This is a genomic window from Aquimarina algicola (assembly GCF_006443095.1).
In the GTDB taxonomy this organism is placed as follows: domain Bacteria; phylum Bacteroidota; class Bacteroidia; order Flavobacteriales; family Flavobacteriaceae; genus Aquimarina; species Aquimarina algicola.
This window is the reverse complement of the sequence record NZ_VFWZ01000002.1, coordinates 1267374-1289901: the sequence shown is the minus strand read 5'-3', so window position 1 is coordinate 1289901 and position 22528 is coordinate 1267374. Positions and strand designations below refer to the sequence as shown.

Here is a 22528-nt window from a genome sequence, read left to right as displayed (position 1 = left end):
ATTATGTAAATATATACTCATATTATAAAACTCATTATTAATATCTTAACCTTAATAATATTATAGATTTTCAATTATAAGAAGTTAAAATTTATTGAGTATTTTAGAATGTAATAATTTATAAAACAAAACATAATGAATCTATATTTAATTCCCGCTGTTATTTTTGGGTTTATCTTCATAATTTCAGGAATATTCACTGTAAAGCAACAAACATCTGTCATTATAGAACGCTTTGGAAAGTTTCTAAGCACAAGAAATTCAGGACTTCATTTCAAGATACCAATGATTGACCGTATTGCAGGGCGTGTAAATCTTAGAATACAACAATTAGATGTAATTGTAGAAACAAAGACCAAAGATGATGTATTTGTTCGTCTCAAAATATCAGTGCAATTTCAGGTGATCAAACAAAAAGTATATGATGCTTTTTACAAATTAGAAAATCCTAACGATCAAATTACCTCTTATGTGTTTGATGTAGTACGTGCAGAAGTACCAAAAATGAAACTTGACGATGTTTTTGAACGCAAAGATGATATTGCAATTGCTGTAAAGCAAGAACTTAATGAGGCCATGGTAAACTATGGATATGATATTATAAAAACATTGGTTACAGATATCGATCCTGATCTTCAGGTAAAAGAAGCTATGAACAGAATCAATGCTGCAGAACGTGAAAAGGTAGCTGCTGAATACGAAGCCGAAGCTGAAAGAATTAAAATTGTAGCCAAAGCAAGAGCCGAAGCTGAAAGTAAAAGACTACAAGGACAAGGTATAGCAGACCAACGTAGAGAAATCGCCAGAGGTCTAGAAGAAAGTGTTGATGTTTTGAACAATGTAGGAATAAATTCTCAAGAAGCCTCTGCCCTAATTGTAGTGACTCAACATTACGATACATTACAATCTATAGGAGAAGAAACAAACAGTAATCTTATTCTATTACCAAATTCTCCACAAGCAGGAAGTGATATGTTAAATAATATGATTGCGTCTTTTACTGCATCAAATCAAATTGGTGAAGAGTTAAAAAAGCAAAACGCCAAAAAACGAAATCAAAGAAAAAATGATGATACTTTATAAAACACTTAATTTGATATTTTCTTAAGGTATTTTAATTTCAATTATTGAGTAAATGTTAATTTTTATTAGACAAGGCTAAAAATCTGATGTTTTTTAACCAGAAATCAAATAAGAACATTTTAAGAAGTCTTTACAAGGTAAATGCTATTGTGATATTAACTTAAAAAAATAAGCGCTTAATACGCTTTATATGAATCCAAAATTTATAATAAAAAATGATAACTATTACTTAAATTATAGATTAATCTTATCAAATAAAAATTAATAAATTTGTAAAAATTATCTCACAAATTTTAATCATATTAAATTTAGACCCCCTATGAGAAATTATCTAATTATCTTTCTTTTTATCACAGGAAGCATCTTTTCTCAAAATATAGATGCTTTAAAAAAACAAGCACTAAAAGATGCAAGAGCAACATCTCAAGCATCAATTGATCGGAATCTAAGTAACATCTTAAAATATACACATCCAAAGATCATAAAAAAATATGGTGAAGAAGAATTAATGAGTGCTATGGATGAAATCTTTAGAACTATGGATGCTCAAAATATAACGATCAAAAATTCTGTTGTAGAAGAAGTTACAGACATTAAAAAAGAAAATAAGGAGTACAGATGTTTGGTAAAAAATACCGTTAATATGGATTTTAATGGTAGAACTATCATTATAAAAAGCTCATTATTTGGTTTTTATGATAAAAAGAAAAAACAATGGCATTTTGTAGAGTCAAATAAGCTTCTTGATGATCCCGAAACGAAAGACATTTTCAAAGATTTTAAAACAGATATTGAAATTCCTATTGATGAGCAAATAGCTGATAATTAAAAACAAAAAAACGGATGAAGAAGTATATTCTCATCCGTTTTTTTGTTACAACATTCTCTGTTATATATTAAATTTTGAAGCTGTAGCCTCCGCTTCCTGTTGCAAAAGCTCATTTTTATCATCTAATCCTTTTGTAATAAAATCTTTTGCAGATTGGTCAGGCAAACTATCAGTATTTGTAAGAACTTCTCTCAATGCTATCATTGTAGCAATTCTAGTTCCTGATTTTTTTATTGCTGTTTCAAATAAAGGCACTAATTCTTCTAATTCTACTTTCTTTGCAGCCTCTACTATTTTAATTTTAAGCGCTTCTCTCTTATTTTCCGGAAGGTTAGTATACTTTTTACCAGCTCTCTTTATTTCGTCTATTGCAGAGACCTCTCTTTGCTGATTTTGAACTTGCTTTTGATTGTTGTTGGATGATACAGGACTGGATTTTACCTTAGCCCAAGTATCTCTTAATCCTACAGTTTTATTAAAAACCAATGCTTCTGGTTTACTATCAATATCTACATTAAAATATCCTAATCGCTGAAACTGGAATGTATCCAGATGATTCACGTCTGCAAGACCTGGTTCTACATAACCTGTAATCGTTTTTAATGAATCAGGATTAAGAAAATCCATAAAATCCTTGTCTTTATGGCTATCTGGAGCTTCATCATTAAACAATCGATCATATACACGAATCTCTGCAGGTATCGCATGTTGTATAGACACCCAGTGTAGTGTTCCTTTTACATTAAGTTTAGACGCTTCTGTACCACTACCCGATTTACTTTCTGGATCATAGGTACAGTGAATTTCTGTAATATTACCTTCACTATCTTTTACAACGCTTTCTCCTTTGATAATATATGCGTTTTTAAGACGAACTTCTTTTCCTAGAGTTAATCTAAAGAACTTACGTCCGGCTTCTTCTTTAAAATCTTCTTTTTCTATATATAATTCTTTAGAAAAAGGAACGTTTCTAGATCCTGCATTTGCATCTTCAGGATTGTTTTCTGCTTCTAACCACTCTTCCTGACTATCTGGATAATTTGTAATCACAAGTTTAACTGGATCAATAACAGCCATCACTCTTGGTGCTCTTTTATTCAAATCCTCTCTTACACAAAATTCTAATAAAGAAACATCAATAACATTTTCTCTTTTGGCAACCCCAACGGTTTCTACAAATTTTCGAATAGATAATGGTGTATAACCTCTTCTTCTTAAACCAGAAATGGTAGGCATTCTTGGATCATCCCAACCCGATACGATCTTCTCCTCTACTAATCTAAGTAATTTACGTTTACTCATAATCGTATAACTGAGATTCAACCGTGCAAATTCTCGCTGTTTTGGTCGTATATTTTCACTATATACTTGATCCAAAAACCAATCATATAATTTTCTATGAGGTTTAAACTCTAATGAACATAGAGAATGAGAAATATGTTCTATATAATCACTTTCGCCATGAGTCCAGTCGTACATAGGATAAATACACCATTGATCTCCAGTTCTATGATGTGATTTTTTTAGAATTCTATACATCAAAGGGTCTCTCATCAACATATTAGGATCAGCCATATCAATTTTAGCACGCACTACATGTTCTCCTTCATCAAAAACACCTTCTTTCATTTTCTGAAAAAGATCAAGGTTTTCTGTTACAGACCTGTCTCTATATGGGCTATTTTTTCCTGGTTCTGTTGTAGTTCCTTTTTGCTCTGCTATCTCTTCTGCAGACTGTGAGTCTACATAGGCTTTACCTTCTTTGATAAGTGCTACTGTCCAATCATATAATTGTTGAAAATAGTCTGAAGAATAGCATTCTTTATCCCATTGATAGCCCAACCAAGAGATATCTTTTTTGATAGCATCAACATATTCTTGCTCTTCTTTTGCGGGATTTGTATCGTCAAATCTAAGATTAACCGGGGCATTATATTTAAGTCCCAATCCAAAACTTATTCCTATTGCTTTTGTGTGTCCTATATGCAAGTATCCATTAGGCTCAGGAGGAAAACGAAAACGAAGGTCATCTTTAGACATTCCGTTGTTTAAATCCTCTTCTATAATATGCTCTATAAAATTGAGTGGTTTTTTCTCTTCTGACATGGCCAATTTATATAAGCCACAAAATTACTAAAATTCTAACCTTAGAGAATACACAAAAGGTATTTATCAACATAAAAAAGATAATGACCTTATAAAAAAAGGGATATTTTCCCCGTTATGAATACCAAAGATTCTTTTTACATTTGCAAAAAAGATTTTGTGGGATTTATCAAATTAAAAAACATCAAGGTATATGCCTATCATGGATGCCTTGTTGAAGAAAAAAAAATTGGATCAGATTATCGAGTAGATTTAAAAGTTAAAGCTGATCTTACAAAGTCTTCATTATCTGATAAACTGGCAGATACTGTAGATTACGTTCATTTAAATCGTATTGTGAAAGAAGAAATGGCAATTCGTTCAAAACTATTAGAACATGCAGCTGAGCGTATTTTGGTTAGAATTTTAGACGAATTACCTCTGGTTGATATCGCTATTGTAAATGTTTCAAAAATAAATCCACCTATTGGTGGAAATGTAGAAATGGTAACGATTACAAGAACCAAAAAACGTTAATTTTTGGATATAAATCTAGAAGATTTACGTTTTAATGCGAAATCATTTGAGAAGTAATGATAAATTTTTTTACATTTGCTCTCCAATTGAAAAGGGTGTCGTGGCCGAGTGGCTAGGCAGTGGTCTGCAACACCATCTACAGCGGTTCGAATCCGCTCGACACCTCAAAGAAAAAATCCCGAATTTTTATTCCGGGATTTTTTTATGTAAAGTAGATTGTGGTGTTATCTTGTCGATTTCATCTTGTATTCTTTGTTCTACTGTATCTGGTATTACACCTTTCATTATCAGAAAAATACCTGAGATTACCATAATAATACTGATAGATTTTTTGATAATATATATCCGTTTTGGAGTCAATTTTCGTTTAAGTCTTTTGGCTAGTAACATCTTAAATACATCGATAAAAAGATATGTTCCTAATATCATTGTAAAAAAGATAATAATTCTTTGGCTACTCATATCATCCTGAGAACCAAATCCTATAATCACAAATAACCAAAATCCCAGAACACCTATATTAATAAAATTGAGTAAAAAACCTTTTATAAATAGTTTGAAATAATTGCGTTTATTAATTACTTCTACTGTTGTATCTCTTACTTTTAGATAGCTATTTCGTTCTTTGATAAACGAAATGATCCCATAGGTAAGCAATAACATACCTCCCAAAATAAAAAGAGCAGGATCATCTTTTATTTTTTCTATGATCTTGCTCGTACTAAAATATGCAATAAATATAAAAACGATATCTGCAAAGATAACTCCTAGGTCTACTGCCAATGCTGCTCTAAAGCCTTTGATAGCGGCAGTTTCTAATAAAACAAAAAAAACCGGCCCTATCAAAAAAGCTAAAAAAAATCCAATAGGTATTGCTGCTTGAGCATCTTGTAGCATGACGTATCAACGTGTTTGCTACAAAGTTAAAAAAACTAACTAGTTAACTTCAATTATTTTTCCTCCTAATAGCTTTTGTGTATCTAATTCTTTTGGATTTCCAAAAACACGTATTGTACCACCTGCATTTGTATTCGCCTTCAGATAGATATTTGCATTTACTTCTGCTATTCCACCAGCACTAACTCTTACTTGTGTCTCTACGGTTTCTAGATTTCTACCATAAAATTGCCCTCCGGAATTTATCACAACCTCTTGTTCTTTTGCATCTCCTTCAAGTTCTAATACCCCACCTGTCACAGATTTTGCATAAAGAAAATCTGTTTCGATCTTTGCGTCTATCTTTCCTCCTTCTTGCGCTCTAATATCTAATTTTCTCGAAGTTATTACATCATCTGAAGCTATTCTTGCCCCTTCATTAACATCTAATTTCTTTAGTTCTTTATAAAACAGGATAACTTTTGTATTATTACCATCCCATAGGTTATTAAGAGACATTCTGATTTTTAAAAGATTTCCATTTTGAACCACATTAACATCTCTTCTTTTGATACCAGTGATCTCAATCTTATTTTCTTCACTTTTTACTAATGTTACTTGTATCTTATCAAAGACTTTTAATTCATTAAAATCTCCTAAATTTCTTGTAATTTCTTTTTGCGCGTGTATTTTGCCTATCAAGACAGAAAATACAATAAGCATAATTGCCTTTTTCATCATTTTCCTTATTTAATAAATTTAAAATGTAAACTTATATTCTCATTTAGGATAAAACGTAATCTGCAAAAGATTATTCTATTTCTTCTCTGGTTCCGAGCAAGGTAAAATCAAGATGTCTTTTGATCAGGTCAGCATTTTTTACTTTTACATATACCTCGTCTCCCAACTGATATATTTTCTTTGTTTGCTGACCAATAACAGCGTATTCGTCTTGATCAAAAATGTAATGATCATCTGATAGATCTTTGAGTCTAACCATACCTTCACATTTATTATTTATGATCTCTACATAGATACCCCATTCTGTTACTCCTGATATAACACCCAAAAACTGTTCATCTTGGTGATCTTTCATAAACTTTATTTGCATAAATTTTATAGAATCACGTTCTGCATTGGCTGCAAGATTCTCCATAGAACTGCTATGATTACAGCGTTCTTCGTACTCTTCTTCGGCAACAGATTTTCCTTTATCCAAATAATGTTGTAACAAACGATGTGCCATAACATCCGGATATCTTCTAATCGGTGAGGTAAAATGTGAGTAGTAATCAAAAGCTAAACCATAATGACCTATATTGTGAGTTGTATATTCTGCTTTACTCATGCTACGTATTGCTAACGTATCTACCAAATTTTGTTCTTTTTTTCCTTGAACCTCTTTTAGTAATCCATTTAGTGAATTAGTAGTTGTTTTTCGATCTCTAAGATCTAATTTATATCCAAACCGACCAATGATATTTTGTAAAGCAGCTAATTTTTCATCATTAGGTTCATCATGTACTCGATATACAAATGTTTTTTTAGGATTTTGTTTTCCGATGAATTCTGCCACTTTTTTATTAGCAAGCAACATAAACTCTTCAATAAGCTTATTAGCGTCCTTAGAAGTCTTAAAAAACACTCCTTTTGGCTCATTATCTTCATTCAAAGAGAATTTAACCTCAACTTTATCAAAAGATATAGCTCCTTGTCGCATTCGTTGCGTTCGCATTATTTTTGCAAGCTCATCTAATTTTAATACTGCATCTGCAATATTTTGATCTGTTGCATATGCTTTTCCTGTTAGTGAAATCTCTTCAGGAATTTCGTTTTGACTAGTTTCTATAATGTGTTGTGCTTCTTCATAAGCAAAACGTGTATCAGAGTATGTAACTGTTCTACCAAACCATTGCTCTTTTATTTCTGCTTTATCATTCAACTCAAACACAGCAGAAAATGTATATTTTTCTTCATGTGGTCTTAAAGAACAAGCATTATTTGATAATACTTCTGGTAGCATGGGTACTACTCGATCTACCAAATATACAGAGGTAGCTCTCTCGTATGCTTCTTCGTCGAGAATGGTGCCGGGTTGTACATAATGAGATACATCTGCAATATGGATTCCCACTTCATAATTACCATTATCAAGTAGCTGAAATGACAAAGCATCATCAAAATCTTTTGCATCTTTTGGATCAATGGTAAACGTCAAGATATCACGCATGTCCCTACGTTTCTTGATTTCAGATTCTTGAATAGATGTATCTAACTTGTTAGCAAACTCTTCTACTTCTTGTGGAAACTCATAAGGAAGCCCGTATTGTGCTAAAATTGCATGGATTTCTGTATGATGCTCACCAGGTTTACCCAATACTTTGATTACTTTTCCAAAAGGAGACTCTGCATTTTCGGGCCAATCTTCAAGTTTGACCAAAACCTTATCTCCATTTTCTGCATCATTAATCTTATTTTTTGGAATAAAAATATCTGTGTACATTCTAGAATCTTGCATATCGACAAAAGCATAATTCTTTTGAATTTCAATAACACCAACAAATTCACTTTGCTTACGAGAAATGATCCTTGAGATTTCGCCTTCGCTTTTTCCTCTTCGCTTTCTTCGATATACATACACTTCTACTTCATCACCATTCAGCGCTTTGTTTAAATTCGTACTAGGTATAAAAATATCATCATCCTGATCTTCTACAATTACATATCCTGAACCTTTTGAAGTAATCTCTAATTTTCCAACATATGTATTACTACTAAGAATAATTTTAAATTTTCCTCGATCAACTTCTTCTATCTGTTTTTTGGCTGCTAATTGTGCAAGCTTTTTAATAATTTGGTTTCTACTACTGGCATCATTAACACCAAATTTTGCAGCAATTTGTTTGTAGTTAAAACTTTTATCAGGATCAGCTTTGAGAATTTTAAGGATTCCTTGGTTGATGTTTTCTATTTTGGGAGACTTTTTTCTTCTTCTACTCTTTCTTTTCATTAAATCTATTCTATTATTTATGATAAAAGTACAGTTTATCTTTTAACATTTACAATTTTAACTTTAAACTTTTATTAATCATTAAAAATTAGCTTTGTTTAATAAATTATCTGTAAATCAAATGAATACAATTCAATTTTTTAAACAAAAACTTATATTTATCTTAAAAATTACTTAAATTTATAGAACTAAGTATATCTGAATGAAGTTTGAATCACGGTATTTGACATGAATAAAATCAAAAAAATACATAAAATTATAATACTCTTTATTGTCATATTTCTTTTAGGCATATACTCATTTAGTGTATATATAAATAAAACAATGAGTCAGAAGAAAGAACCTATTGATCAAACAAATATAAATTCTCCTATACCTCAACCTTCAGATAGAAAAGCTACTCAAATTCATTAATCTAATTTTATAATTCTTATTTTGTATCTTGTACTAGCATGAGTATTTAGCATTCGCCTTAAAATGAAAGACTTCGTAATCGTAAAAACGTATACATATCCTTTTGAATATACTGTTTTAAAACTATTATTAGATCAAGAAGGTATCTCTTATTTTTTTGAAAACGAAACCATGGTTGGCGTATTCCCCTTCTATTCTAACGCAATAGGAGGTATCAATCTCAAAGTCCACAAAAAGGATAAAACAAGGGTTCTACAAATTATTGATCAACTTAACAGAGATCCAAACTTAAGAATCGTATAAATTCATTTTACAATACTCTTTTAATTTCTTTAGTTCTTAACAGATATTATATAATTCTCTTTTTTCTTTTTCTTTTTTAAAATTAATAATGATTATTATGATGTAGTGTGGATAGCGGTATAACTTTTTGAAATTTTATTTGTTTTTTAAGTTAAAGTAAATTTTCATAAACATATGAACAGGATATTAATAGCATAAATGCCTGAAAATCTTCTAAAAATGAAATATAATTAACAGATGTTAATAGATCAAAATTACAAGATATTTTTAATATTATTACGGTAAAACCGTAGTTTATAACGTTAGCTTAACATTTGAAAACTTCTCCAAAAAAAGACGAATTAAAATTTTGATTTGTTGTTGACAGCTTTGTATTCTAATAAAAATTAAAAGAAGCAAAAAAACTTTCTCAATTTTAGCAACTATTTATTCACATAGTATGTTAACATAGGGTTATGAGTTATTAACATTAAGATAATATTGGCTAAACATTTGATTACTTGAAGTTTACTGTATAATTGAGATATAAATGATCCTGGGTTTCTTTCAAAATCCTAAAAATACTTATTTGTCTATGCTTATGAGCTTATCTAGAAGTAGTTGACTACTTTTCAAGTTTAGAGTATCTTTGCATAAACATCAAAATCGACAAAAAAAATGAAAATAGCTATCGGGAATGATCACGCAGGGACTGAATATAAACTTGCCATTGTAGAATATTTAGAGTCAGAAGGAATAACTGTACAAAATTACGGAACGAATGAAAATAGTAGCGTAGATTATCCTGATTTTGTACATCCTGTAGCAAAAGATGTTGATACAGAACAAGTAGATCTAGGAGTTTTGATTTGCGGTAGCGGAAATGGTGTAGCAATGACAGCAAATAAGTATAAAAAAGTAAGAGCAGGGCTTTGCTGGACAAAAGAAATTACCGAACTGACCAAACAACATAACAATGCAAATATCATATGCATTCCTGCTAGATTTACATCTCTACCACAAGCTATAGAAATGGTAAAAACTTTTTTAGATACAGAGTTTGAAGGAGGAAGACATGCAAAACGTGTTGATAAAATAGCAACATGTATATAAAAATGTTATCATTTTTTTTAATTATTTCTAAACAGTATTCAAGTTTATTCTGTATCACGTATGGCTGTTAACTTTTCTGTAAAAAAATTTAGTGATTTATCATTATCAGAGTTATATCAAGTACTGCGCTTACGTGCTGAGGTCTTTGTGGTAGAACAAGATTGTGTATATCAAGATATAGATAATAAAGATCAAAAGGCACTACACGTATTAGGGAATAAAGATAATCATGTAGTAGCGTATACAAGAATATTTGATAAGGGAGATTACTTTGAAAATGCTAGTATTGGCAGAGTTGTTGTTGCCGAAAATGAAAGAAAATACGGCTATGGTCATGATCTTATGAAAGAAAGTATAAAAGCAATTGAGAATCATTTTGACACAAAACAGATCAAAATCTCTGCGCAAACCTATTTAAAAAAGTTCTATAATAGTCATGATTTTGTTCAAGTTGGAGAAGAATATTTGGAAGATGGTATTCCCCATATCGCAATGATAAAATCTTAAAGTATAATATTTATATAACATCGTAACAAAAACCCCTTTAAAAAAAGCTTCTTTAAAGGGGTTTGATTATTTATAAAGTAAATATGTGTACTATTTTAATATAGAAGCATACTTATTTGTATCATTTAAAATTTCCTGACCTTTTGCTACTTCAGGATTGTGAGTTACGTAGTAATTATACAATCCTTCTCTATAAAAATAGCGTTTTACAATTTCGTCTGTAATTAGATTTTTAATTTCTTTTTTATAAGTGTCTAAAGCATTTTGTTTTGATACTTCAATAGAAGCCATAACTTGTTTATAACTTGCTTCGATTTCTTTATCAAAGTTTTCTCTTTTTGCTGATTCTAAAGCCTTTTTAAATGATTTTTCGGTCTCAGTTTCAAAATTAAAATCACTTTGTTTTACATAGGTTTTAAAATCCTCATAATCTTTATCAGTAAAAGTAAAATTAGTGGCATCTTTTAACTCATGAGAGTAGTAATATTTGGTAGCATATGTAAAGATAGCATCCGAACGCAATAGTGCTGTAGTAATTTCACTAAATTTTGAGGTCTCCATTTCAATATCAGGTTGTATACCTCCACCATCGTATACTGTTCTTCCATTTTTGGTTTTGAAGGCTTTGAAATCTTTTGCATCATAGCGTACGGCTTTATTATCCTTATCTCTATGCCAATAATCTAAAGCCTGAATGCATCTGCCACTTGGGGTGTAGTATCTTGATATGGTTATTTTTAATTGTGTACCATACGTAAGTTTTTTTGGTCGCTGTACTAATCCTTTTCCAAAACTTCTTGCACCAATTACTACTCCTCTATCGAGATCCTGAATACTTCCTGCTACGATCTCACTTGCAGAAGCACTTCTTCCATTTACCAAAACGACTAAAGGAATTTGAGTATCTATAGGTTCTTTTTTTGTAAAATACTGTTTGTTATATTTTTTAACAACAGATTTTGTAGTGGTAATCAACTCACCTTTGGGAACAAAAATATTGGTAACATTGATAGCTTCACTAAGTAAACCTCCTGGATTACCTCTTAAATCAAGAATTAATTTATTAGCACCTTTGGCTTCTAGGTCTTTTAAAGCAGCAATAGTCTCGCTAGAAGCTTTGTTATTAAATTTTGATAATACAATATACCCTGTATTATCTTTTAATAATGTGTAGAAAGGGACAGCATCTACTTCGATTTCTTCTCGTGTAAGTACTGTTTTCTTTGTTTCTCCTTGTCTTTTATAAGTAATGTCTACTTTGGTATTACTGGCTCCTTTAAGAAGTTCTCCAGCGTCTTCTTTGAAATCAGACACCTTTATATCTCCGATCTGTATAATTTCATCTCCGGCTTTTAATCCGGCTTTATCTGCAGGATAACCTTTATACGGTTCTATGATAATGATTTTATCTTTGATTGTTCTTACCGAAGCGCCTATACCGGTGTATTCTCCTGCATTACGAATTTTGGACGCTTCAACATCTTGTTCATTCCAATATTTGGTATATGGATCAAGATCATCGAGCATGGCTTTGATCGCAGTATCCATCAATTCTGCAGGGTTTGTTTCATCTACATAGTTCATGTTCAATTCTTTGAACATAGTTGTAAAAATTTCGATTTGTTTTGCGATTTCAAAAAAATCTGATTTAAAACTAACTGTAGATAGTAAAATAGCAACTGCTACAATAGGATATATAACTCTCTTTTTCATAAAGACTTATTTTTTGCTTACCTGATTAAATACAATAGTATTGATGTTGATAAGCTATTTTATTTCTTGTTCAACAAATTTTTGTAATAATGCTTTAAATTTATGTTCCATAAATGTATACTCTGGTATTTCTTTACCTAAATATAAGAACATAAATGTGTATTGATGAGTAGTGTTGATGACAATATACTTATTTTTTCTATAACTTTCCCGCATTAAACGTTTTATATGGTTACGATCAACAGCTTTTTTAAAGTTACGTTTGCTTACAGAAACACCAGCTTTTATAGTGACATTTTCTTCAAAAGTAGTTTTTTTATAGATGAGTTTAATGGGGTATTTTGATACAGCTTTCCCTTCAGAAAAAAGATTACCAATTTCTTTTCTGCTTTTTAATTTTTCTTTCTTATTAAAAGTGGCTTTCATTGCAGCTAAAAGTAATCAATAGATTTTATATATATTCTTGAAGTAAAGAAAACCGACTTTAAAACACTTTTAAAGTCGGTTTTTATATAAGTTATCCTAAATAATATATTTTTTATTCTGAAAATGTATTATTACCAGGATTTACATCTGCCATAGTACCTGTAATATCTATAGATATTGTTTTTATTTCTGATTTTGGTTTAGAAAGTTGTACAGAATATGTTGGTTTGGCCCAGGGCCAATCGGGTAGAATAGTTCTTTTCATAGATGGAATAGGGTTCTCTTTTTGTCCTCTCATCATTCTTAAGGGGATATAAAAAGATTCTACCGTATTATCCTTGTATTCTACATAAAGATCTACTGGCATAGGCATAAGACCCATTCGTTCTAAAATTACCTGAGTTGTTTTTTCTTTTTCTATGGTTTCTTTGATACCATAGTCTATTGTATTTGTAGTTTTGGTCCAATCTGTTAGATACCAGTCCAATTGTAACCCTGATATTTTTTCTGCAATTCGTTTAAAATCGTTAGGAGTAGGATGTTTAAATTTCCACTCATTGAAGTATCTTTTTAGAGTCTTTGCAAGATTTTCTTCTCCTATGATATATCCTAACTGTGAAAGAAAAACAGCTCCTTTTGAGTATGCAGAAGCACCGTAAGCAGAGTTATGAGCATATCTATCTGCATGAGTTGTTTGTGGTTGTTCTATACCTGATAATGCTAATTGCATGTATCCTTTATAAATCCCTCTAAGAGAATTAGGATTATTTTGTTTCATGACTTCATTCATAGCCAAAGTAGAGATATAGGTTGTAAATCCTTCATCCATCCACTCATGCTTTGCTTCATTAGTGGCCAAAATATGTTGAAACCATGAATGTGCCATCTCATGAGCTGTAACTCCTACAAGGCTGGCAAACTTTCTTTCTCCTGTAATTAGAGTACACATAGCATACTCCATTCCTCCGTCTCCTCCTTGCAATACAGAATATTGATCGTATGGATATTTACCAACTTTATCACTAAAAAACTGCATTAATTCTACTGTTTTAGGCTGTAGATCCTTCCAGTTATCAATATATTCTTTTTTGTTTTTATATAAAAAATGCAAAGTGGGTCCATTGGGCACCTCTACTACATCATGAATATAATCTGGGTCAGCAGTCCATGCAAAATCATGAACGTTAGGAGCATTAAAATGCCAAGAAAGCTTTTTTCCTTTTTTATTTACTTTGGTATTAGGTTTTTCATAGCCATACCCTATTTCTTGAGGATTCTGTAAATATCCTGTAGCTCCTAAAATGTAATCTTTATCAATATCTATTGTGACATCAAAATTTCCCCAAACTCCATGAAACTCTCTAGCAATGTATGGATGGGCATGCCAACCTTCAAAATCATATTCGGCCATTTTTGGGTACCACTGTGTCATTGATAAAGCCACATTTTCTTTGCTATTTCTACCAGAACGACGTATTTGATCAGGTACTTGACCATTAAACTCCATAGAGAAATTAACTTTCTCTCCAGGTAAAATGGGTTTATTAAGGTTTACTTCTAGAACAGTTCCTTCTGTTTTGTATGTAAGAGAGGTACCATTTTGAGATAAAGACGATACCTTGAGAAAACCTATTGTTTCTGGAGTTAATTTGCTGATTCGATCCATAACTCTCGGATCTGGATCCGGTAGATCTCTAGATCGTTCATCCATCTCACTTCCTGGCTGAAAAGCATTAAAATAAAGATGATAAAAAACCTGATACAAAGTATCGGGAGAGTTATTGGTATACACTAATTCTTGTGTGCCTTTGTATTGAAATTTGTCTACATCCATATCGATTTTCATTGTATAATCAACATGTTGTTGCCAATACGGAGTATTATTCTGTGCTACGGCACATAGAATTCCGGTGAATAAAACAAGAAAAGACGATGCTTTAGTAATCATAAAATATTATTTTGATAATTTATCTGCCATAATAAAAGCATTATAAAGATTTACCATTTTACCAGACTTAGAAAGTGAAGTAAATGGACCTACATTTGCTGCGTCTCCTCCTATGATTACAGAAGCAGTTGTACTTAATCCGCTATTCATAAGGATTTGTTTTACCTGCGCAGCTTTTAATTTAGGATAATAAGATCTAATAAGTGCAGCAACACCGGCAACAGCAGGAGCAGCCATTGATGTTCCTTGCAAGTACTCATAAGAGTTATTTGGGGTGGTAGACCATATTTTTACTCCTGGAGCAAATACATCTACATTACTCTTACCATAATTAGAAAAATCAGCGATCAAACTTGAACCATATTCATAGTTAAGAGCGCCTATAGTAATAAAGTTATCCGAAATTTCAGTTTCGTTATTAATTTGATCGTTTGGATATACTGCTTTTTGATCTAAATCTTCGGCTTCATTTCCTGCTGCATTTACGATTAATACATCTTTTGAAGCAGCATAAGAAATAGCTTCTCGAACCCATTCTGGGTGTGTACTAAAATATTTACCAAAACTCGTATTGATTACAGTGGCTCCGTTATCTACTGCATATCGTATAGCAAGAGCGATATCTTTGTCATACTCATCTCCATTAGGAACGGCTCTTATTGCCATGATTTCTACATTTTGAGCAATACCATCTAATCCTATATTATTGTTTCTTTCTGCGGCGATGATTCCTGCTACGTGAGTACCATGTTTTATTCCTTCTTTTTTAGGATTTGGTCCCATAACATTATTATTACCATATTTGGTATCTGTGATATCATCTACATTATCTCCCACAGCAGTTCTGCCGTCAAATTCTATATTGAGATTGTAATTAAGCTGTTCTGTAAAATGATCTACACCTTCATTTAGATTCTTTATAAAGTCTGCTACAGTATCTCCCGGATCCATAAAACCAAACATTTGTGCTAAAAAAGCGACATTTTGTTGCATTTCTGGAGTAGTTGCTTCTATTTTTAGTAATTCTTCTTTAGAATAATCTTCTTTTCCAATTACATCAACAATAGCTTTGTGAGAAATTTCAGATTGTCTTAAAATCTGTTCATATTGCATTTTTTGAGAAGCATTTTCCTGATATTTTTTTTCATATTCAGCTTTGGCTTCAATATAATTGCTATACTCATTACGATCTTCTTCTGATACAGAGGCTAAGGTTTTACCATTGTATTTTGAGCTTAGTTTCTTTATAATTCTTACAAATTCTAGATTTTCATCTTCAGAGTCGCCTAAAAAGTTCCAACCGTTGATATCATCAACATATCCATTATTATCATCATCGATTCCATTGCCTTTTATTTCTTTTGGATTTACCCAAACCACATTTTTAAGATCTTCATGTTCTATGTCTACACCACTATCGATCACTCCAACAATTACAGTGCTTCCTTTTCTATTTTTGATGAGCTCGTTATATGCTTTATCAACACTCATTCCCGGAATAGTGTCAGAAACAAGATCTAAAGAATTCCATTTTTTTAATTGTGTTTCTGTTAGATCAATATTTTTTAAAGGAATTGCGTCAATATTTTCTATAGGAGTAGAAATTATTGCAGGCGTACCACAGCCAATCATAAGGATCGATGCGGTAACAGCTGTAACCATTTTATAAGATGGGACAATCATTTTGGTGTTTTTTTTAATTAAAAATTTCATAGCAAGTAAAAACTTCTTTTAGGCGTACGCCTTTTTCTGTATGTTGTACGGTTATTATTTCATTATGCGCATCATGTTCTAAAAACAAATACCAATTATTTGTAGCAGCTTTTTCTAAAAACAATTTTTTTTCATCCAAAGTTAATAAAGGTCTTGTGTCGTAGCCCATAACATATGGTAAAGGTATATGCCCAACTGTAGGGAGCAAATCTGCCATAAAAACTATAGTTTTCCCTTTGTAATTAATATGAGGTATCATTTGTTTTTCTGTATGACCATCGGCAAATAATATACCAAACCCTAATTCTGATTCTTCTTGATAAGAAGTATTGAGTTGTGTTCTTGTAATAAAATTAAGTTGACCACTCTCTTCTATGGGTAGTATGTTTTCCTTTAAAAACGAGGCTTTTTCTCTTGCATTAGGTTCTGTAGCCCATTTCCAATGCTCTTGATTACTCCATATTTTAGCATTTTTGAATGCTAATTCATAGCCGGTTTTTTTATCGTTCCATTGTATAACACCTCCGCAATGATCAAAATGTAAGTGTGTAATAAATACATCTGTGATATCATCTCTATGAAAATTATGCTTTGCTAGAGATTTATCAAGGCTATCATCTCCCCATAAAGAATAGTAGCTAAAAAACTTTTCGGATTGCTTATCGCCCATACCGGAGTCTATTAAAATCAATTGATCACCATTTTCTATCAACAGACAACGAGCAGCAATATCAATAAGATTGTTTTGATCCGCAGGATTTGTTTTATTCCAAAGTACTTTGGGAACGACTCCAAACATAGCACCGCCATCAAGTTTGAAATTTCCTGCCTTTATAGGATATAAATTCATTTAATGTATAATAATTTTTACCCTTTTAAATTTTACCACAAAATTTAAAAAGATTATTCTTAACACAATTATTTATAAAAAAATACACTTTTTTTGATTCCAACTGTGTGGTGCACGGTATGGATAGTTGTAAATTTTTGCAAAATAGAAAAATGGCAAATATCAAGATTTAATTTTTGTACTTTTTAACACTATTTCAATACAATATATCTGTCTTATGTACGAATCGATAGGTTTTAATACAAAAAATAACTGTACTTATATTGAACATTTAATTTTGTGTGCTTTCTAACGATAATATCATTTTCACACAAATGTATACACAAATTTTAACATTTTGTGACTCATACTCTATTAAACTTAGAAATTTCTTTTCCAAGCATTTATAAAAACTCATAAAGAATTGTAGTGTTACAGGATTAATTAATATGATTTTATAAAATATTGCTTTTTGAAAAGGATGTAAATCAAAATATTATACCTTTAATTTAGGATGATAAAATTTGATGTGTACTCAATAATAACTTGAACGGATATTAAATGAAACTTTAAATTGGCATATATTTTTATCATGTTGGAAAAAAATTACGATCTTTCTCCTGAATAATTAGATAATAATACAAAATGTTAGAACTGGCAGGAATAGTCATTTTAGGAATTTTAGCCCAGTGGGTTGCCTGGAAATTAAAAATCCCGGCTATTTTACCTTTGATTTTGATAGGCTTGTTGGTTGGTCCTATAGCTACTCTTTTTACCGAAGATGGTGCAAAGCTAATACAGCCTATTTGGAATGGTAGAGAGGGATTATTTCCTGGAGAAAGCTTGTTTTATTTTGTTTCATTAGCAATAAGTATTATTCTTTTTGAAGGTGGACTTACATTGAGAAGAAGTGAGGTCCTTAATGTTGGACCGGTAATTATTAAATTGATAACTATAGGAGTGGTGGTCACGTTTTTTGGAGCAGGTCTTGCGGCACACTTCATTTTTGATTTGAGCTGGCCGATTGCATTTTTATTTTCTTCATTGATTATTGTAACAGGTCCTACCGTGATCACACCGATTTTGAGAAATATACCTCTCAAGAAAGACGTTTCTGCTGTTTTAAAATGGGAAGGTATTTTAATTGATCCTATTGGAGCTCTTATCGCTGTTTTGGTTTTTGAGTTTATAAGAGCAGGAGCAGGAGAGGAGTTTACTTTTACAGCTCTGATCGAGTTTGGTAAAATTGTATTATTTGGACTTACCTTTGGTTTTACTTTCGCACATGCACTTGCATTTGCGATTAAGAGAAAGATTATTCCGCATTATTTACTTAATGTAGTTACCCTAGCTTCTGTACTTGGAGTCTTTGTATTATCCGATATTTTTGCCCACGAATCCGGTTTACTTTCTGTAGTAATTATGGGATTGGTTTTGGGAAACATTAATCTGCCTAATATTAATGAGATTTTATATTTCAAAGAGTCTCTTAGTGTATTATTAATATCTATATTATTTATTCTTTTGGCAGCAAATATTAATATCGAAGACCTTAAACTTATTTATAACTGGAAAGCAGTTTTGTTATTTTCTGTGGTAGCTTTTTTGATAAGACCTTTGGGAGTGTTTTTGAGTGCAATGCAATCAGGACTTAAAACAAATGAAAAACTTTTTATAAGTTGGGTAGGACCAAGAGGTATTGTAGCAGCCGGTATTGCTTCTTTATTTGGTTTAAAATTGTATAAAGTAGGTATCCCGGCAGCAGAATATATTACACCACTGGTATTCATGATTGTATTAGGCACAGTTCTACTTAATGCAACTACAGCTCGTTTGTTTGCTAAAATCGTTGGTGTATTTCTTAAAAAATCTGACGGGATTCTAATTATAGGAGGATCGAAAATATCAAGATTGATAGCAGTATATCTAAAAGATAACGGTAGACATGTGGTACTTGTCGATAATAACCGAAACAATATTAATAAAGCCAAAGACCTTGGCTTAGAAGCTATAGAAAGTAATATTTATGGAGGTGAATTAAAAGACAATATAGAACTAAGTGATGTAGGGTATCTCATGGCATTAACCGCAAATAGTGATATCAATAAATATGCAATTAATAAGTTCAGAAATCAGTTTGGAGAACATGGATCCTTTAGGTTAATTACACCAGAAGAAATGGAAGACCCCAGAAATAATCCACAAGAAGGGCTATTTTCTCATACAGATGATTATTATAAGCTTATTGGATTGGCAGAAAAATATCCTGGAATACAAGAGATTAAAATCAAAGATCAAAAACACTATAAAAACCTTATTGATATTACAAAAGAAGATAAAGACATCATTCCGCTATTTATAAAAGGAGCAGATAAAAAAATAAGAATTATTTCTTCTTACAGTGAAGAAATTAACCAAATTGACGAAGATAGTACTCTTGCATATATCGGTAAACCTATAGATATCGAAGAAGTAAAATAAGAACTAAGAATCATTGTAATGCATTGTATTTGAGTACATAAAAAATAGTATTTTTCCTACTTTTGTATAATTATAGTTAATTTTCTTACTTTTGATCACGCTTAACCCAAAACTAAAAATGATGAGAAAACTTATGTATATGGCTACTTGCTTGTTAGTCTTCGGATTTACTGCTTGTAAGAGCGATGATGATGGTATTAATTGTGAAGAAGCAAACACAATGTTGTCTGAAGCTCAAAACGCATATAGATCAAATATAGAATCTACAGACGCATGTAATGCTTATAGAATGGCATTAGAAACAGTAATAAACAATGGTTGCTCTGGTGATGATGAAGAGGTAATAAATACATTAAGACAAGAATTAGCTCAATTAGGAGATTGTACTTTTTCTGGCAGAACATGTTTGGTTTGTACCAATAGTGGTATCGCTACAGTTGTTTGTAGAGGAGAAAATGGTAATGCTTTTATAGATGATAGAGATATTGGTATTCCTTTTGCTAGATATATAGAATTATCAAATTGTGAATAATACTTTTTATTTATCTAATAATATAAATTGAAAACGACTTTTTTAAGGTCGTTTTTTTGGTTTAATACACATCAGTTTTTATACAATAAAACCGACTAAATACTTTTTATATCGACTAAAAGATATTTTTAACTTAATTTTTTGTTAAAAAACGTTTTTTCTTATATCTTCGTCCGCGTTAATCTACAACCCCCCCCTATATGATGAAAAAACTTATGTATTTGGCTGTATTTACTCTTGTACTTGGTCTAATCGCTTGTAGCAGTGATGATGATGGAGGAGTTGATTCTTTTGAGTGTGCAGGTTTTACTTTTACTCGTGGAGAAAATGGTAATGCTATAGATGAAGATGGAAATGATACTGGTGATAATTATGACGATGCAGCAGCATTGGCCAATTCAGGATTATGTGATATCCAAATAGGATTTTAATTGGTAAATCATTTATTGATGTAAAAAAGCGCTCTATTTAATCAGAGCGCTTTTTTAGTTTTGTATATCCAGATATGAAATAATTCTTTTTAGAAATCGATTACGAAAATATCTGCCTTCTAAATAAAGATATAGCCCCAAACCAATAAACGGTAATCCAAGTACAAGTAAAGCACTATATCCTTCTTTAGTTGTTTCAAATATCCATGAAAAGAAAATACCTATAAGAGGAAATAAAATCGCAAATATTGAACCAGTAAAATTGGGTCTTGCCGTTATATTCAAATGAGTTCCGTTTGTGGTAGGTTTGATTTTGATGATTAAACTTGCTTTTTCTTGCTCTTCAAGATGTTTATTATTATGCCACCAGTAACGAGGAGTATCTTCTTTGATTTTATACATTTTATCGCCATAGCGCTTGCCGACTGTATTATACTTTTGTGCAGATGTTTCTGGATCAATAATTTCATCAAGCGTTTTCTTAATATCTTCAAAACTTTGCTGTGATGTATATTCTAATTTCTTTATATTGAGAATTTGATTGATCATAAATAATACAACCTGATTTTGAGCCCTATATACTTTTTTGTGAAAGTTACTTAATTTTTTTGACCAGATACATATATACAGGAAAATGGTCACTATATCCACCAGTATATGATCCATTGGCAAAGCTCCTAAAAGGATATCCCTTAAACCTACCCTTTTTAGTAATCAATTGATCAGAAGTAAATATTCCTGATTTATAATACCTGTAAGTATCATATTCTTTTTGTATGAGCTCTTTTGATACTATTATTTGATCAAATAGGCTCCATTTGTCCTCCCAAGCTAGAGAACCAATTCCTTTTTCAGCTATTAGATTCATAGGATTATATAATCCTTTTATATCAACATCTTTTTGATGTTTTTTTGCATTTAGTATCCTCGATACACTTTTATTTTTTGGATTATCATTAAGGTCTCCCATAATTATAATTTTCGCATAAGGATTTTCTGTCCATAGTGAATCAACGATTTTTTTATTCAATATCGCTGCTTTTTTTCTCTTGTATTCACTTCTTTTTTCGCCCCCTCTACGAGAAGGCCAATGATTAATGATCAGGTGTATTAAATCACCATCGAGGTAACCACTTACAACTAACTGATCTCTGGTATAGACTCGTTTCCCTGTTTGATGATTATAAAGCAATAGCTCATGTGTTTGAGTATTTTTTGGTTTAAAAAATCTTTTTTGATACAATAACGCAACATCAATGCCTCTACGGTCAGGTGAATCTTTGTGTATAATACCATAATTCTGATGTTGGATAGCAGAATCCTGAGTAAGATCTTCTAGAACTTTTCTGTTTTCTATTTCTGCTACTCCAATCAGTACAGGAGCATTCTTAGTTTTTTCTGCTCCTATTTTTGAAATAACACGAGCCATATTTTTAATCTTATGATTGTAATGTTCGTATGTCCAGTGATCTTTTCCGTTGGGAGTTCTGTCATCATCAAATGTTAAAGGGTCGTTTTCGGGATGAAATAGGTTTTCTAGATTATAAAAAGCTACTGTATGTATTTCATATTCGTGTTTACTCTGTGCTTTTATACATATTGAAAACAATAGAAATAAGTAGATAACTAGTGTACTCGAAGTCATGATGTAATCTTTTGGAATCATAAATAAGATGCAAATATTATTTTTTCCAGTTTCATTTTTTGATACTGGCGTGT

General features: G+C 31.3%; 20 protein-coding genes and 1 tRNA gene. 10 read left to right on the top strand and 11 right to left on the bottom strand.

Annotated elements, in window-relative coordinates; genetic code table 11:
• Nucleotides 1-135 precede the first annotated feature (135 nt).
• Both FHK87_RS09715 and FHK87_RS09710 read left to right on the top strand, forming a co-directional pair.
• Entirely contained in the window at nucleotides 136-1083 is a 948-nt protein-coding gene (locus tag FHK87_RS09715; protein ID WP_140592479.1) for an SPFH domain-containing protein, read from the top strand.
• Nucleotides 1084-1402: 319 nt separating this feature from the next.
• Nucleotides 1403-1912, top strand: coding sequence for a hypothetical protein (locus FHK87_RS09710; RefSeq protein ID WP_140592478.1), 510 nt, complete (start codon nucleotides 1403-1405; stop codon nucleotides 1910-1912).
• Nucleotides 1913-1972: 60 nt separating this feature from the next.
• Here the strand turns inward: FHK87_RS09710 and FHK87_RS09705 are convergent, their stop codons facing one another.
• On the bottom strand, nucleotides 1973-4018 hold the full coding sequence (locus FHK87_RS09705; RefSeq protein ID WP_140592477.1) for a glutamine--tRNA ligase/YqeY domain fusion protein: 2046 nt from the start codon (nucleotides 4016-4018) through the stop codon (nucleotides 1973-1975).
• 159 nt (nucleotides 4019-4177) lie between these two features.
• Between FHK87_RS09705 and folB the strand changes: the two genes are divergently transcribed.
• Complete coding sequence (gene folB, locus FHK87_RS09700) at nucleotides 4178-4534, top strand: dihydroneopterin aldolase (protein WP_140592476.1); 357 nt, start codon at nucleotides 4178-4180, stop codon at nucleotides 4532-4534.
• A gap of 94 nt (nucleotides 4535-4628) precedes the next feature.
• Nucleotides 4629-4699 (top strand) — tRNA-Cys (locus FHK87_RS09695).
• 21 nt (nucleotides 4700-4720) lie between these two features.
• On the opposite strand, the gene FHK87_RS09690 is transcribed toward FHK87_RS09695, so the two are convergent.
• The 3 genes from FHK87_RS09690 to rnr all read right to left on the bottom strand — a co-directional run bounded on the left by FHK87_RS09690 (nucleotide 4721) and on the right by rnr (nucleotide 8420).
• A complete protein-coding gene (locus FHK87_RS09690) occupies nucleotides 4721-5431 on the bottom strand; it encodes a LysE family translocator (RefSeq protein ID WP_140592475.1) in 711 nt (236 codons plus the stop codon).
• Nucleotides 5432-5470: 39 nt separating this feature from the next.
• Entirely contained in the window at nucleotides 5471-6151 is a 681-nt protein-coding gene (locus FHK87_RS09685) for a head GIN domain-containing protein (protein WP_140592474.1), read from the bottom strand.
• Between the two features lie 70 nt (nucleotides 6152-6221).
• The gene (gene rnr, locus FHK87_RS09680) at nucleotides 6222-8420 is read right to left on the bottom strand and encodes a ribonuclease R (RefSeq protein WP_140592473.1); all 2199 of its coding nucleotides are present in this window, start codon (nucleotides 8418-8420) and stop codon (nucleotides 6222-6224) included.
• A gap of 477 nt (nucleotides 8421-8897) precedes the next feature.
• Here rnr and FHK87_RS09675 point away from each other — a divergent pair, with 477 nt between their 5' ends.
• The 3 genes from FHK87_RS09675 (at nucleotide 8898) to FHK87_RS09665 (ending at nucleotide 10736) form a co-directional block, all read left to right on the top strand.
• Entirely contained in the window at nucleotides 8898-9137 is a 240-nt protein-coding gene (locus FHK87_RS09675) for a DUF2007 domain-containing protein (protein WP_140592472.1), read from the top strand.
• 657 nt (nucleotides 9138-9794) lie between these two features.
• Nucleotides 9795-10229, top strand: a complete 435-nt coding sequence (gene rpiB / locus FHK87_RS09670) for a ribose 5-phosphate isomerase B (RefSeq protein ID WP_140592471.1) — start codon at nucleotides 9795-9797, stop codon at nucleotides 10227-10229.
• A gap of 60 nt (nucleotides 10230-10289) precedes the next feature.
• Nucleotides 10290-10736 carry a GNAT family N-acetyltransferase gene (locus FHK87_RS09665; RefSeq protein WP_140592470.1) on the top strand — a complete coding sequence of 149 codons (447 nt, stop codon included), beginning with the start codon at nucleotides 10290-10292 and terminating at the stop codon, nucleotides 10734-10736.
• 90 nt (nucleotides 10737-10826) lie between these two features.
• On the opposite strand, the gene FHK87_RS09660 is transcribed toward FHK87_RS09665, so the two are convergent.
• The 5 genes from FHK87_RS09660 to FHK87_RS09640 form a co-directional block, all read right to left on the bottom strand.
• On the bottom strand, nucleotides 10827-12449 hold the full coding sequence (locus FHK87_RS09660) for a S41 family peptidase (protein WP_140592469.1): 1623 nt from the start codon (nucleotides 12447-12449) through the stop codon (nucleotides 10827-10829).
• Between the two features lie 54 nt (nucleotides 12450-12503).
• Nucleotides 12504-12875, bottom strand: coding sequence for a ribonuclease P protein component (gene rnpA, locus FHK87_RS09655; RefSeq protein ID WP_140592468.1), 372 nt, complete (start codon nucleotides 12873-12875; stop codon nucleotides 12504-12506).
• Nucleotides 12876-12987: 112 nt separating this feature from the next.
• Nucleotides 12988-14823: a M1 family metallopeptidase gene (locus tag FHK87_RS09650; RefSeq protein ID WP_140592467.1), complete on the bottom strand. Its 1836-nt coding sequence runs from the start codon at nucleotides 14821-14823 to the stop codon at nucleotides 12988-12990.
• Between the two features lie 6 nt (nucleotides 14824-14829).
• The gene (locus FHK87_RS09645) at nucleotides 14830-16506 is read right to left on the bottom strand and encodes a S8 family peptidase (protein ID WP_140592466.1); all 1677 of its coding nucleotides are present in this window, start codon (nucleotides 16504-16506) and stop codon (nucleotides 14830-14832) included.
• A gap of 13 nt (nucleotides 16507-16519) precedes the next feature.
• Nucleotides 16520-17386, bottom strand: coding sequence for an MBL fold metallo-hydrolase (locus tag FHK87_RS09640; RefSeq protein ID WP_140592465.1), 867 nt, complete (start codon nucleotides 17384-17386; stop codon nucleotides 16520-16522).
• Between the two features lie 624 nt (nucleotides 17387-18010).
• On the opposite strand from FHK87_RS09640, the gene FHK87_RS09635 reads away from it, so the two are divergent.
• The 3 genes from FHK87_RS09635 (at nucleotide 18011) to FHK87_RS09625 (ending at nucleotide 20809) form a co-directional block, all read left to right on the top strand.
• Nucleotides 18011-19846 (top strand): cation:proton antiporter, encoded by a 1836-nt coding sequence (locus FHK87_RS09635; RefSeq protein ID WP_140592464.1) that lies wholly within the window; start codon nucleotides 18011-18013, stop codon nucleotides 19844-19846.
• 118 nt (nucleotides 19847-19964) lie between these two features.
• Nucleotides 19965-20378, top strand: coding sequence for a hypothetical protein (locus tag FHK87_RS09630; protein WP_140592463.1), 414 nt, complete (start codon nucleotides 19965-19967; stop codon nucleotides 20376-20378).
• A gap of 200 nt (nucleotides 20379-20578) precedes the next feature.
• Complete coding sequence (locus FHK87_RS09625; RefSeq protein WP_140592462.1) at nucleotides 20579-20809, top strand: hypothetical protein; 231 nt, start codon at nucleotides 20579-20581, stop codon at nucleotides 20807-20809.
• A gap of 54 nt (nucleotides 20810-20863) precedes the next feature.
• On the opposite strand, the gene FHK87_RS09620 is transcribed toward FHK87_RS09625, so the two are convergent.
• Together FHK87_RS09620 and FHK87_RS09615 are read right to left on the bottom strand one after the other, a co-directional pair.
• Nucleotides 20864-21358: a SoxR reducing system RseC family protein gene (locus FHK87_RS09620; RefSeq protein ID WP_140592461.1), complete on the bottom strand. Its 495-nt coding sequence runs from the start codon at nucleotides 21356-21358 to the stop codon at nucleotides 20864-20866.
• A 46-nt stretch (nucleotides 21359-21404) separates the two neighbouring features.
• Nucleotides 21405-22454: an endonuclease/exonuclease/phosphatase family protein gene (locus tag FHK87_RS09615; RefSeq protein WP_140592460.1), complete on the bottom strand. Its 1050-nt coding sequence runs from the start codon at nucleotides 22452-22454 to the stop codon at nucleotides 21405-21407.
• Between the last annotated feature and the right edge of the window lie 74 nt (nucleotides 22455-22528).